This is a genomic window from Yimella radicis (assembly GCF_054778255.1).
Window position 1 is genome coordinate 355259 of record NZ_BAAGZR010000025.1, and the last position, 13016, is coordinate 368274.

At 66.7% G+C, this 13016-nt stretch carries 13 protein-coding genes; 3 read left to right on the top strand and 10 right to left on the bottom strand.

Features of this window, described 5'->3' with window-relative positions; translation table 11 throughout:
* Positions 1–215: 215 nt before the first annotated feature.
* The 8 genes from ACYU8W_RS14730 to ACYU8W_RS14765 all read right to left on the bottom strand — a co-directional run bounded on the left by ACYU8W_RS14730 (position 216) and on the right by ACYU8W_RS14765 (position 7749).
* Complete coding sequence (locus tag ACYU8W_RS14730) at positions 216–875, bottom strand: DUF2461 domain-containing protein (protein WP_499470215.1); 660 nt, start codon at positions 873–875, stop codon at positions 216–218.
* A gap of 76 nt (positions 876–951) precedes the next feature.
* The gene (locus ACYU8W_RS14735) at positions 952–1821 is read right to left on the bottom strand and encodes an amino acid ABC transporter permease (protein ID WP_499470216.1); all 870 of its coding nucleotides are present in this window, start codon (positions 1819–1821) and stop codon (positions 952–954) included.
* Complete coding sequence (locus ACYU8W_RS14740; protein ID WP_129624220.1) at positions 1818–2498, bottom strand: amino acid ABC transporter permease; 681 nt, start codon at positions 2496–2498, stop codon at positions 1818–1820. The genes ACYU8W_RS14735 and ACYU8W_RS14740 overlap by 4 nt, the downstream gene beginning before the upstream one ends.
* 70 nt (positions 2499–2568) lie before the next feature.
* Complete coding sequence (locus ACYU8W_RS14745; RefSeq protein WP_129624221.1) at positions 2569–3390, bottom strand: glutamate ABC transporter substrate-binding protein; 822 nt, start codon at positions 3388–3390, stop codon at positions 2569–2571.
* Between the two features lie 55 nt (positions 3391–3445).
* Positions 3446–4252, bottom strand: coding sequence for an amino acid ABC transporter ATP-binding protein (locus ACYU8W_RS14750; protein ID WP_499470217.1), 807 nt, complete (start codon positions 4250–4252; stop codon positions 3446–3448).
* A 99-nt stretch (positions 4253–4351) separates the two neighbouring features.
* A complete protein-coding gene (locus ACYU8W_RS14755) occupies positions 4352–5410 on the bottom strand; it encodes an aspartate-semialdehyde dehydrogenase (protein ID WP_499470219.1) in 1059 nt (352 codons plus the stop codon).
* 6 nt (positions 5411–5416) lie between these two features.
* A complete protein-coding gene (locus ACYU8W_RS14760) occupies positions 5417–6469 on the bottom strand; it encodes an aspartate-semialdehyde dehydrogenase (RefSeq protein ID WP_141927481.1) in 1053 nt (350 codons plus the stop codon).
* Positions 6466–7749: an aspartate kinase gene (locus ACYU8W_RS14765; RefSeq protein ID WP_129624225.1), complete on the bottom strand. Its 1284-nt coding sequence runs from the start codon at positions 7747–7749 to the stop codon at positions 6466–6468. The genes ACYU8W_RS14760 and ACYU8W_RS14765 overlap by 4 nt, the downstream gene beginning before the upstream one ends.
* Positions 7750–8053: 304 nt before the next feature.
* Between ACYU8W_RS14765 and ACYU8W_RS14770 the strand changes: the two genes are divergently transcribed.
* Genes ACYU8W_RS14770 through ACYU8W_RS14780 form a run of 3 tightly spaced genes read left to right on the top strand, consistent with a single transcriptional unit; the run spans position 8054 to position 9984 of the window.
* On the top strand, positions 8054–8776 hold the full coding sequence (locus ACYU8W_RS14770) for a phosphatase PAP2 family protein (RefSeq protein WP_499470222.1): 723 nt from the start codon (positions 8054–8056) through the stop codon (positions 8774–8776).
* A 52-nt stretch (positions 8777–8828) separates the two neighbouring features.
* Positions 8829–9431 (top strand): recombination mediator RecR, encoded by a 603-nt coding sequence (recR, locus tag ACYU8W_RS14775; RefSeq protein ID WP_499470224.1) that lies wholly within the window; start codon positions 8829–8831, stop codon positions 9429–9431.
* Entirely contained in the window at positions 9424–9984 is a 561-nt protein-coding gene (locus ACYU8W_RS14780; protein WP_499470226.1) for a DUF5063 domain-containing protein, read from the top strand. The genes recR and ACYU8W_RS14780 overlap by 8 nt, the downstream gene beginning before the upstream one ends.
* A 4-nt stretch (positions 9985–9988) precedes the next feature.
* Here the strand turns inward: ACYU8W_RS14780 and ACYU8W_RS14785 are convergent, their stop codons facing one another.
* Complete coding sequence (locus ACYU8W_RS14785; protein ID WP_499470228.1) at positions 9989–10660, bottom strand: lysophospholipid acyltransferase family protein; 672 nt, start codon at positions 10658–10660, stop codon at positions 9989–9991.
* A 2-nt stretch (positions 10661–10662) separates the two neighbouring features.
* Positions 10663–12999: a DNA polymerase III subunit gamma and tau gene (locus tag ACYU8W_RS14790; RefSeq protein ID WP_499470230.1), complete on the bottom strand. Its 2337-nt coding sequence runs from the start codon at positions 12997–12999 to the stop codon at positions 10663–10665.
* Between the last annotated feature and the right edge of the window lie 17 nt (positions 13000–13016).

The window sequence follows — 13016 nt, forward strand, 5'->3', positions numbered from 1 at the left end:
GCCCACCGCACCGTGGTTTCGGCACCTGCGCCTTCCTGCGTCAGGCCCAGGGCTCAACCAGCAGGTGCGTCGAGCCCCAACCCTCCCCGCACCACCCAACGACGACCCGACCGACAACCGCTTGAACAGCGAGTGGGCTTGAACCCCAACCAATTCCGCTGGTTGAGCCGCGGGACTGACGAAGGAAGTCCCGCGCGCCGAAACCAACGCAACACTCAACGAAGACCCGTCCCATCGTCGCCGAGATGAGTGGCGAGCCAGTCGACAAGGGGTCGGCCGGTGCGCCAGTCGTCCCGGATCCGCGTCAACACCTCCGGGGTGTGCACGAACGGCTCGAAGCCGTACTGCTTCGACAGCGACATCGTCCTGTGTCGCAGCAGTTCGATGCGCGGGTTGTCTGCGCTGTAACCGCGCGGCGCGGTCTTGACGGTGTCACCGCCGAGCGCCCAGCCCTGCGCCGTCAGATCACCGATCATGCGCTCGAGGGTCGCGCCGCTCGGGCTGTCGATCACCTTGCGCAACAGGGCGAGTCGGTCCGGCGGGGCGTTGTAGAACCCGAGGCCGACCATGACACCGGCGGCGGACAACTGCACGTACCACCCGGTGGCCTCGGCAGCGGACACGTACATCCCCTGATGCGTCTTGTACGGGGTCTTGTCCTTGCTGAACCGGATGTCGCGGTTCGGGCGGAAGATCTTCGCCGACCCGAACTCGTCCTCCAGGTCCGCTGCGAGAGCCTCGAACGGCGCGCGCACCGACTCCTCGTAGGTCGAGCGGTGCGCGTCCCAGAACGCCTTGCTGTTGTCCTGCTCGAGGTCGTCGTAGAAGTCGAGCGCTGCCACCGGGAAACCGTCGAAACTCACATCCGAAATCACCGTTCGATCGTAGACATGAGGAAAGTCCGCAGCCCCGCCCAAAGGGACGAGGCTGCGGACTTTCTGCAGAACGGGACTACGCGGCTGCGTCGGCAGCGACCGCCGGTCCGCCGGTGACCTGCTGCTTCCTCGATCCGCGACCGCGGTTCTTCAACCGGCGCTCGACGAACTCGGCCAGCTTGGACAGCGAGTAGTTGATCAGGATGTAGATCACACCGAGCACGAACATCATCTGCACGATATTCGCGTTGTTGGATCCGATGCCCTGGCCGGTGCGCAGCAGTTCGCTGTAGAGCACGTTGTAACCGAGCGCGGTGTCCTTCAGCACGACGACCAACTGGCTGATCAAAGCCGGCAACATCGCGGTGATCGCCTGCGGCAGCTGAACCATCCGCAGGGTCTGGCTGGGTCGCAGACCGATCGACAGACCGGCCTCCCGTTGCCCGTTGGGCAACTGGTCGACACCGGAGCGGATGACCTCGGCGACCACCGAGGAGTTGTAGAGCACCAGACCGGTGACGGTCGCGTACAACGGGGCCAGTTCGTCGTCCACGGCACCACTGGTGGACAGGTAGCCGTAGCTGAACAGCATCATCAACAGCACCGGGACTGCGCGGAAGATCTCCACGAACACCGAGCAGATCCAGCGCAGCGGCGCGATCTCCGACATCCGGCCGAGGGCGAAGATCACACCCAGGACACCGGCGATCACGATCGCGATCGCGGCCGCCTTGAGCGTGCCGACCAGGCCCTCGAGCAGGGACTGCCAGACGGTGCCGGTGGTCAGCGGCTTCCACAGCGCCGACGCGAACTGGCCCTTGTCGTCCAGCCGCTTGTAGACCAGGAACATTCCGACCAAGAACAACAGCACACCGACGACGGTGAGCATCATGTGCCGGCGGCGAGCCTTCGGGCCGGGTGCATCGAACAGAACCGAGGCGCTCATCGCTTCACCGCCAGCTTCTTACCGAGGTGCCCGATGAGGACGCCGGTGGGGAGGGTCAGCAGGACGAACAGTCCGGCCGTGGCCAGGAACGCCTGGTTCAGCAGGCCGGGGTCTTTCTCGGTGACCGCGGTCAGCAGGGCTGCCATCTCTGCCACACCGATGACGACCGCGATCGTCGTGTTCTTGGTGAGCGCGATCAGGGTGTTGCCCAGCGGCACCACCGCGCCGCGGAACGCCTGCGGCAGCACGACCTCCTTCAGCGACTGACCGAAGGTGAGCCCGATGGAGCGGGCGGCCTCGGCCTGCCCGAGCGGGATCGTGTTGACGCCACTGCGCAGCGACTCACAGACATACGCGGCGTGGTAGATCACCAGACCGAGCACCGCCAACCGGAAGTTGTTGATGTCGAGGTACGCGGGGTCCTTGCTGTCGGCGAGGCTGATGCTCAGCTGCGCCCACAGGACCAGGTTCATCGACAGGATGATCAACGTCAGCGGCAGGTTGCGGAAGACGTTGACGTAGGAGGTGCCCAGGAAGCGCAACATCGGCACCGGCGACATGCGCAGCACCGCGATGATCGTGCCCAGGACGAGGCTGCCGATCGCTGCCAGGACCGTCAGCTTGATGGTCATCCAGAAAGCCGACAGCAGGTGGTACTCGTTGATGAGTTGTGACATCACTGCCTTTCGAAGTCACGAAAGGGAAACCGCGTCGGTGCCGGCATGACCGACACCGACGCGGCACCGATCACGCGCAGGTCTCGAGGGACTTCGGCGGGTTCTCGGTGGTGTTGTACTTGTAGTCGGCGCCCAGGTTCTCCTTCAGCGCCTTCTCCCACGACCCGTCCTTGATCATTTCCTGGATCGCGGAGTTGACCTTGGTGCAGGTGTCCTTGTCGCCCTTCTTCAGGCCGACGCCGTACTTCTCGGTGGAGAAGGTGCCACCGACGAGCTTGAAGGCACCCTTGTACGCCGCCTGGTTGGAGTACCCGGCGAGGATCGCGTCGTCCGTGGTCATCGCGTCGACAGCGCCCGACTTCAGCGCGGTGGCGCAGGCGGAGTAGGTGTCGTACTTCTGCGGCACCAGAGCCGGCTGCTTCTTCTTCAGGTTGTCGACCGAGGTCGAACCGGTGACCGAGCAGACCCGCTTGCCCTTGAGCGCGTCGACGCTGTTGATGTCACTGTCGGACTTCACCAACACGGACTGGCCGGCGACGAAGTACGGGCCGCCGAAGGAGACCTGTGCCTTGCGCTTGTCGGTGATCGAGTAGGTCGCGAAGATCATCTTGACGGTGCCCGCGGCCAGCATCTTCTCGCGCTGCTTCGAGGGCGACTCGACGAACTGGATCTGGTCTTCCTTGAAGCCCATCTTGCCGGCGACGTACTTGGCGACGGCGACGTCGAAGCCGGAGTTCTTGGTGCCCTCCTTGAAGCCCAGACCAGGCTGGTCGAACTTCACACCGATCTTGATCTTCTCCCCCGAGCCGGACGAGTCGTCTCCGCCGCAGGCGGCGAGGGTCAGGGATGCTGCGGCCATCATGGCGACCGCGGAAGCGGAACGGAACTTCATGATTCTCCTCCTGCTGACGGGATGGTTGTCATCCCGGGACTGTGGGTGAGCGTGCTCAGTGCGCCAGGATCTTGGACAGGAAGTCCTTGGCGCGATCGGTCTTGGGGTTGTCGAAGAACTCCTCGGGCGTCTCCTGCTCGAGGATCTGGCCGTCGGCCATGAAGACGACGCGGTCGGCGGCACGGCGCGCGAAGCCCATCTCGTGGGTCACGACGATCATCGTCATGCCCTCCTTGGCGAGCTGCCCCATGACGTCGAGCACCTCGTTGATCATCTCGGGGTCGAGTGCCGAGGTCGGCTCGTCGAAGAGCATCACCTTGGGCTCCATCGCGAGCGACCGCGCGATCGCCACGCGCTGCTGCTGTCCACCGGACAACTGCGCCGGATACTTGTTCGCCTGGTGGTCGACACCCACGCGCTTCAGCAGTTCCATCGCGCGCGACTCGGCCTCCTTGGCCTTCATCTTGCGCACCTTGATCGGCCCGAGCGTGACGTTCTGCAGGATCGTCTTGTGCGAGAACAGGTTGAACGACTGGAAGACCATGCCGACGTCCGCACGAAGCCTGGCCAGGCCCGCGCCTTCTTCCGGCAGCGGAATGCCGTCGATCGTGATCGACCCGCTCTCGTAGGTCTCCAGGCGGTTGATCGTGCGACACAGCGTCGACTTACCCGACCCGGAAGGGCCAAGGACGACGACGACCTCACCCTGGTGAACGGTCAGGTCGATGTCCCGCAACACGTGCAGATCACCGAAGTGCTTGTTCACGTTCTCCAGGACGACCAACGGCCGACCGGCCTGCCCGTCACGCCCCGCTTTGCTCAGATCCGCGGGCTGCCCCTCGGCGGCATTCTGCTGCGTCATGGCGGACACCCTAAGTCACATGAACACATCAATGTAATGACATGCGGGCATTTGGGACGTTACGCAGCGCAATCGTGACCAAATCCGGACGTCCGCCGTTCAGCTCGCAACGAGCTCCGCGAGTTGGATCATGTTGAGCGCCGACCCCTTGCGCAGGTTGTCGACGCAGACGAAGAGTTCGAGGGCGCGCGGGAAGTCACCGGGCTGCCTGACCCGTCCGACGAACACCGGGTCCGTGCCGACGACGTCGACGGGCGTCGGCCACTCCTGCCGCAACGGATCGTCCAGGACGACAACGGAGTTGGATCTCTCGGTCAGCGCGCGGACGGCGTCCGCCCGCGTGAGTCGTCGCTCGAAGCTCAGATGCAGCGAGGCCGAGTGGGTGGTCGTGACCGGCACCTGGACGCAGGTGGTCGCCATCCGCAGATCGGGTTCACCCAGGATGGCGCGCACCTCTTCGCGGACACGCAGTTCGGTACTCGACCAACGTCCGTCGCCCGGGCCACCGACCCACGGAATCACGTTGAACGCCACCGGCGCCGGGAACGGTGAGCGCCCGTCGATGTCGGACACGAAGCGACGCACATCGCCCGGAGTCTGACCGACGCCTCGGTTCCCGGCAAGCTCGGCGGTCTCGTCGTACAGGCGATGAACGCCGCGGACACCGGCGTCGGACACGGCCTGGTACGTGGCGGCGACGACCTCGCGCAGATGCCAGACCTCGTGCAAAGTCGCGAGCGTGTTGGCCATCAGCAAGGTCGTGCCCCCGGGACTGGCGATGATCCGCCCGCCCTCGCCGCGGGCTGCATCCGGATTGATCTCCGGCACCACCAACGGCACGGTCGGGTTGACCGTGTGGGCCCCGGAGTTGTCGATGACGACGGTGCCGGCTCGCGCGATGATCGGCGCCCAGGTGCGGGCGACATCGATCGGCACGCTGAGGATGCAAACGTCGACGTCGTCGAAGTTCGCCTCCGCCAACTCCTGGACAGGCAGTTCCTGGCCGAGCGCCTGCATCGTTGCTCCGTGGGAGTGTCCGGACGCGAGCAGCCGCACCTCGCCCCAGACGTCGGGACGGGTGGGCAACATCGAGACCAGGGTCTGTCCGACCACCCCCGTCGCACCCACGACGGCGAGAACAGGTCGGCGACCGTTCATCGGGCCTCACGTCCCCGAAGCGATGACCTCGGCGATCTGCACGGTGTTGAGCGCGGCACCCTTGCGCAGGTTGTCGTTGGAGATGAACAGCACCAGACCCTTGCCGTCGGGGACGGACTGGTCCTGCCGAATCCGTCCGACGTACGACGGGTCGGCGCCGGCAGCATCGAGCGGAGTCGGGACGTCGGCGAGCTCGACGCCGGGGGCGTCGGCCAGCAGCGAACGGGCCTCGTCCGGCGTGATCGGCTTGTCGAACTCGGCGTGGATCGCCAGCGAGTGACCCGAGAAGACAGGGACGCGGACGCAGGTGCCGGCGACCAGCAGGTCGGGCAGACCGAGAATCTTGCGACTCTCGTTGCGCAGCTTCTGTTCCTCATCCGTCTCCCCCGATCCGTCCTCGACGACGTTACCCGCGAGGGCGACGACGTTGAAAGCGATCGGAGCCACGTACTTCTTGGCCGGGCCGAGTTCGACCGACGAACCCTCGTGGGCCAGTTGCTCGAGGTTGCCGGACTCCACGCCCTGGCGCACCTGGCCGGCAAGCTCCTCGACACCGGCGAGACCCGAGCCGGAAACAGCCTGGTAGGTGGCAACCGTCAACCGACGCAGATCTGCCTGGTCGGACAGCGGCTTGAGCACCGGCATCGCGGCCATGGTGGTGCAGTTCGGGTTGGCGATGATGCCCTTGGCGGGCGAGAGCGCCTCGTTCGGGTTCACCTCGGTGACGACGAGCGGCACCTCGGGGTCCATGCGCCAGGCCGACGAGTTGTCGATCACGGTCACACCGGCGGCGGCGAACTTCGGCGCCAGTGCCTTCGAGGTCGCCCCTCCGGCGGAGAAGATGGCGATGTCGAGACCCGACGGGTCGGCTGTCTCGGCGTCCTCCACCTCGATCGAACGGCCTTGCCACTCAATGGTCTTGCCTGCCGAACGCGCGGACGCGAACAGGCGCAGGTCACCCACGGGGAAGTCGCGGTCGGCCAGGATCTGCAGCACGACGCCGCCGACCTGTCCGGTGGCACCGACGATGCCGACGTTCAACTTCTTCGCCTCGTTCATCGGCCCGTACCTCCGTAAACGACCGCTTCACCGTCGGCCGAGTCGAGTCCGAACGCGGTGTGAACGGCGCGGACGGCGTCGTCCAACTGGTCATCCTTGGTCACGACCGAGACGCGGATCTCGGAGGTGCTGATCATCTCGATGTTGATGCCGTTGTCGGCGAGTGCCTGGAACAGGGTGGCGCTGACACCCGGGTGCGAACGCATGCCGGATCCGACGAGCGACAGCTTGCCGACCTGGTCGTCGTACTGGAGCTGGTCGTAACCGATGGAGTCCTTGGCGGCCTGCAGCACCTCGACGGCCTTCTGACCGTCGCCCTTGGGGCAGGTGAAAGAGACATCGGTCAGACCTGTGTCGAGCGCCGAGACGTTCTGCACGATCATGTCGATGTTGATCTGTGCGGCTGCGATCGTCTGGAAGATCTTGGCGGCCACACCCGGGGAGTCCTTGACCCCGACGACGGTGACCTTGGCTTCGCTGCGGTCGTGCGCGACGCCGGCGATGATCGGGTCTTCCACGCCTTCTTCTCCTTGGTTGTTGCGCGAGTCGTTGTCGACGACCCAGGTGCCTTCACGGTGACTGAACGAGGAGCGCACGTGGATCGGCATGTTGAACCGTCGTGCGTACTCCACGCAGCGCAGCATCAGGATCTTGGCGCCCGAGGCGGCCATCTCCTGCATCTCCTCGTTGCTGATGCGGTCGATCTTGCGCGCCGTCGGGACGATGCGCGGGTCGGCGGTGAAGATGCCGTCGACGTCGGTGTAGATCTCGCAGACATCCGCACCCAGCGCGGCCGCGAGCGCGACGGCGGTGGTGTCGGAGGCGCCACGACCGAGCGTGGTGATCTCCTTGGTCGTCTGGCTGACGCCCTGGAAGCCGGCGACGATCACGATGTGCCCGCCGTCCAGCGCCTCGCGGATGCGTCCGGGCGTGATGTCGATGATGCGTGCCTTGCCGTGCACGTCGTCGGTGATGACGCCGGCCTGGGAGCCGGTGAACGACCGGGCGGAGTCGCCGAGATTGGCGATGGCCATCGACAGCAGGGCGGCCGAGATGCGCTCACCGGCGGTCAGCAGCATGTCGAGTTCGCGCTCCGGCGGTGCCGGGGACACCGCAGCGGCGAGGTCGTGCAGTTCGTCGGTGGTGTCACCCATCGCGGACACCACGACACACACCTGGTTGCCGGCCTTGCGGGTGTCGACGATCCGTCGTGCGACGCGCTTGATGCTGTCGGCGTCCGCCACCGATGAGCCGCCGTACTTCTGGACCACCAAACTCACGGCGGATCTCCTTGGGTTGCTGTGCGTGTGCGTTTGCTCGCGAGCTCGAAGGAGCCCCGACAATCGTAACGACGGCTTGTGGCGTCCCCCTGCGCAGACCGCGATTCGGACTCGTCGTCGTCGTAGGCAACCGCCGGCGGGCAAACAATTGGCAAACAAGGGTCGAGAAGGAGACACTTACCTGGTGTCAAGCAGCGTGAACAGCGTTGGGGGAACTGTCGCGACAGTCGCGACCAGGGGGGGCAGGCGGCATCGGGCGCTCCTCCCTGTCACGCTCCGCACCCACCGCTCCCCGAGATGGTGGGTGGAGATCTCGATCATCGTCGTCCTGAACGTCGTCTACGAACGGCTGCGTAACCTGGTGCCTGCCCGTCAGGACGAGGCGTACAACCGCGGCCACCAGGTGCTCGATCTGACCCAACAGCTGACCGGTGACCTCGAGCTCTCGGTCAACCGGTTCGTCGCCGGGCAATCGATACTCGCGCACGGCTTCAACGCCTACTACACCTACTTGCATCTGCCGGTGACCGCGCTGACGCTCATCTGGATCTTCCGCGTCCACAAGCGCTACTACCGGGCGGCGCGCACCGTCCTGGTCGGCACCACGGTCCTCGGCCTGGTCGGTTTCTACCTGTTGCCGATGGCTCCCCCGCGGTTGCTGCCGGGGGCCGGATTCACCGACACGCTGGTGACCTACGGCGCCTGGGGTTCCTGGTCGGACCCGACGGTCGCCAGTTCCACCAACCAGTTCGCCGCGATGCCGAGCCTGCATTGCGCGTGGGCACTCTGGGTGGGCCTGTGCGTCTTCTCGATCGCGCGGCGACCGTGGCTACGCGTCCTCGGCATCGTGTATCCGATGATGACCTTCGTGGTCGTGGTCGGCACGGCCAACCACTTCATCCTCGATGGCGTCGCCGGTGCGGCCGTGCTGGCAGCGGCCTTCGCAGCCCAACGACTGCTGTTCGGGCAGGGCGCCTTCCACCCCGCACCCACCCGCGACGAACTGCGCCCGCAGACCGCGAACTGATCCTCGCGCGCGGCAACCGGCGCTGTCGGCCTGACAACGTACGCTCAGGGTTGTGTACGAAGGTGTGGTCCAAGACCTGATCGACGAGCTCGGCCGGCTTCCCGGCATCGGGCCCAAGTCCGCGCAGCGCATCGCGTTCCATCTGCTCCAGGCCGACAGCGCCGACGTGAACCGTTTGGTCGAGGTGCTGCAGACGGTCAAGGCGCGAGTTCGCTTCTGCGACACGTGTTTCAACGTGGCCGAGTCCGATCGATGCCGCATCTGCGCCGACGAGAAACGCGACCGTACCCAGTTGTGCGTGGTCGAGGAACCCAAGGACGTCATGGCCATGGAGCGGGCGCGTGAGTTCAAGGGCGTCTACCACGTGCTCGGCGGTGCGATCGATCCCATGTCGGGCATCGGCCCGGACGACCTGCGCATCACCGAACTCTTCCGCCGCTTGGGTGAAGAACCCGTCGAGGAAGTGTTGATCGCGACCAACCCCAACCACATCGGCGAAGCGACCGCCACCTACCTGGTGCGCTCGATGCGTCCGATGGGCGTCCGGATTTCGCGTCTCGCCTCAGGCCTGCCGGTCGGCGGCGACCTGGAGTACGCCGACGAAGTCACCCTCGGCCGGGCCATCGAAGGACGAAAGGTGCTGACGAATGTCTGAGATCTCCGACCTGGGCGGCCTGGCCGCCGAGACCGCCCGCGACGCCGAGACCTTCACCACCGCCGTACGCGAGATCGCCGCCGGCGGCGCCCCCGAGACAGCGATCCCGCTGTTGCTGCTCCTGCTGTCCCAGTTGCAGATGAGCGGCGCCCGACTCGGCGCGGTGCAGGACGTCGTGCCCACCGAACGCTTCGAAGCCGATCCCGGCCCTGAGACCGACCTCGACCCGTTGCGCCAGAACCTCGCCAACCTCTTCGAGGGCATCGACGACTACACCGACCTGGTCGACCCGGTCACCTCCGTCGAACCCGCGCGCGGCGCCGTCTCCGACGACCTCACCGACATCGTCCAGGCACTCGAGCACGGACTCGTCCACTACCGCGCCGGTCGCACCGTCGAGGCGCTGTGGTGGTGGCAGTTCAGCTACCTGTCGGAGTGGGGCGTACGCGCTGCGTCGTGCTTGCGGGTGCTGCTGACGATCCTGCGCCACCTGCGCCTCGACGTCGACGACGACGCTGCCGCCGAGGCCGAGTTCGACGCCCTGCACCCCTGATCGATCAGGTCGTGGTAGCCGAGCGCTCGTTGTAGACGCCGGCGAGCTCCTGACCGCTGAGCACGGCGATCGCGTCCATGATCTCGTCGGTCGCCAGGCGCCGGGCCTTGCCTTGGGCGACGCCGTCCAAGCGTCCGGAGAAGTCGATCGGCTCCCCGAACTTCACGGTGAACTTCTCGCGCCGCACCTTGTTGGTGCCGATCGGTTGGACGTGCTGTGTGCCGATCAGGCCGACCGGGACGACCGGCACCTTCGCGGTGAGCGCCAGATGCGCGACGCCGACGTGTCCGCGGTAGAGCCGCCCGTCGCGCGAGCGGGTGCCCTCGGGATAGATGCCGAACACTTCCCCACGACGAAGGACGTCGAGCGCGATGTCGAGCGACTGCGCGGCGGCCTTCGAGTCGTCACGCTCGACCGGCACCATGCCCATCGAGGTGAACCACGCTCGGCTGGCCGCACCCTTCACGCCGGTGCCGGTGAAGTACTCGGCCTTGGCGAGGAACACCACCTTCCGGGGCGCCACCAGCGGGATCGCGAAGCTGTCGATGAACGACAGGTGATTGGACGCGAGCAACACTCCACCGGTGCGCGGCACGTTGTCGGCGCCCTCGACGTCGGGCCGGAACCAGGCCCGGGCCAACGGCGACACCAACAGCTGCGTCGTGAGGTAGAGCATCGCTACTCCCTGATGTCTTCGATGACCGTCGCACCGAGCACGGACGTCATCACCGGCAGGCCGACCTCGGCGCCGTCGGTGACGTCTTCGTCGTCCATCGACTCGACCGGCCCGTCGTCGTCACGACCTCTGCTCGACTCGGGAGCGGCGGTGGACGAGGGCTGCTGCGGCGAGGCGCTCGGCGCAGCTTCTGCGGTTGCCCAGGCGGGCGCGTCGGAGGACACCGAGGACCAGTCACCCGATTGGTCGTCGCGCTGATAGCGAGACAGGGCTGCCTGTTGGTCGAGGGCCGCACGGTCTGCGCTGGGCGGAGCGGGGTGCTCGGACGCGCGATCGTCGGAGGGCGTCACACGCGACGGTGTGACCGCAGCGCCGTCGGGTTCTCCACCGGCCTGACGGACCCGCTGTTGCCAGCGGGAACGGATTTCCGCCTGCTTGGCCGCTTCGTCCTCACCTGCGTCGACCACGTGGGCATCAGCGCTGGGGCCCCAACCGGAACTGCGCTGCTGCTGCTCCTGCGCCACCGACACCTGCCCGTCGGACCCGGTGACCTGAGCCGTCACCCGGACGTCGAGCCCGAGTGCGTCGTGCACGGCCTTGCGAACGATCTCCGGGTTGGGGTCGGAGCCGATGCGCTCGACCAGTCCGGGGCTGCTGCTGCCCAGGGTCAACACCGAACCGTCAAACGCTGCGACGTGCGCATGCTGGCTGATCAGCGTCCAGGTGACCCTGCGAATGGCAGAGATTCGCTGCAGGATCGCCGGCCATTCGCGACGGATCTCTTCGACCCCGAGTCCACCGGGGCGAGCTGCCGGTGCCTGCGACGGTGCCTGCTCGGGCTCCGGCGCGGACTGCCGCTCGGCCGGACGCGCGTCGCGGGACGGTGTCTGTTCGGTCGGCGTCTGCTGACCCGTCGATGATCGCCGAGGCGGCACGGAGTCGTCCGGGAAGTCGTCCTCGGGCGGCGGTTCCTGCTCGAACGCGGGCTGCGGACCTCGCTCGACCGGACGCTGCTGCACACGGCGCTCCGACGCTTCGGCGACCGGGGTCTCGCGGGCCGGCCGCTGCTGGGAGGAGGCCGGGTCACGCTGCGGCACGGGGCTTTCCGACTGATCGACGGTCGGGTTCGGCACCGGAACGGCAGCCGGTCGGGAAACAGGAGCTGTCGCGGAACCGGCGGAGATGTCGATGCGCCGCTCCAGCCGGTCGAGGCGGGCGCCGTACCCGTCCTCTCCCGCGGCGCGGGGCAGCAGCACCCGCGCACACATGAGTTCCAACTGCAGGCGGGGACTGGTCGCACCGGTCATCTCGGTGAGACCCGCGTTGATGATGTCGGCGGCGTACGACAGCCGACCGGGCCCGAACGCACCGGCCTGACTACGCATCCGCTCGATCTGATCACCGGGCAGACCGCGCAGCACCGCCTCGGCCCCGTCGGGCACCGCAGCGACGATGATCAGGTCGCGCAATCGCTCCAGGAGGTCCTCGACGAAACGCCTCGGATCGTGACCCGACTCGACGACGCGGTCGACCTGCTGGAACACCGCAGCACCGTCACCGGCCGCCAAGGCGTCGACCGTCGCGTCGAGCAACGCACCATCGGTGAAACCCAGCAACGCGGCAGCACCGGCGTAGGTGAGCCCGTCATCGGTCGAACCGGCGATCAACTGGTCGAGCACCGAGAGCGAGTCACGGACCGACCCACCACCGGCACGCGTGACGAACGAGAGCACTCCCGGCTCCACGGCCACGCCCTCGGTCGCGCAGAGGCCCTCCATATACTCGGCCAACCGCGCCGGCGGAACCAGACGGAACGGGTAGTGGTGGGTGCGCGAACGGATCGTGCCGATGACCTTCTCCGGCTCGGTGGTCGCGAAGATGAACTTCACGTGCTCCGGCGGTTCCTCGACGATCTTCAGCAACGCGTTGAAGCCTTGCGGCGTCACCATGTGCGCCTCGTCGATGATGTAGATCTTGAACCGGCTCTGCGCCGGGCCGTAGGACGCACGCTCGCGCAGGTCGCGAGCGTCGTCGACACCACCGTGGCTGGCCGCGTCGATCTCGATGACGTCGACCGTGCCGGCTCCCTTGCGCGACAACGCAACACATGACTCGCAGGTGCCGCACGGCGTGGGCGTCGGCCCCTGCTCGCAGTTGAGGCAGCGGGCCAGGATGCGCGCGCTGGTCGTCTTGCCGCAGCCGCGCGGACCGCTGAACAGGTAGGCGTGGTTGACCCGCCCCGTGCGCAGGGCCTGCATCAGCGGCTCGGTGACGTGCTCCTGGCCGATCACATCGGCGAACGTCTCCGGGCGGTAACGACGGTAGAGGGCTGTGCTCACCCGTTCACTCTATGCCG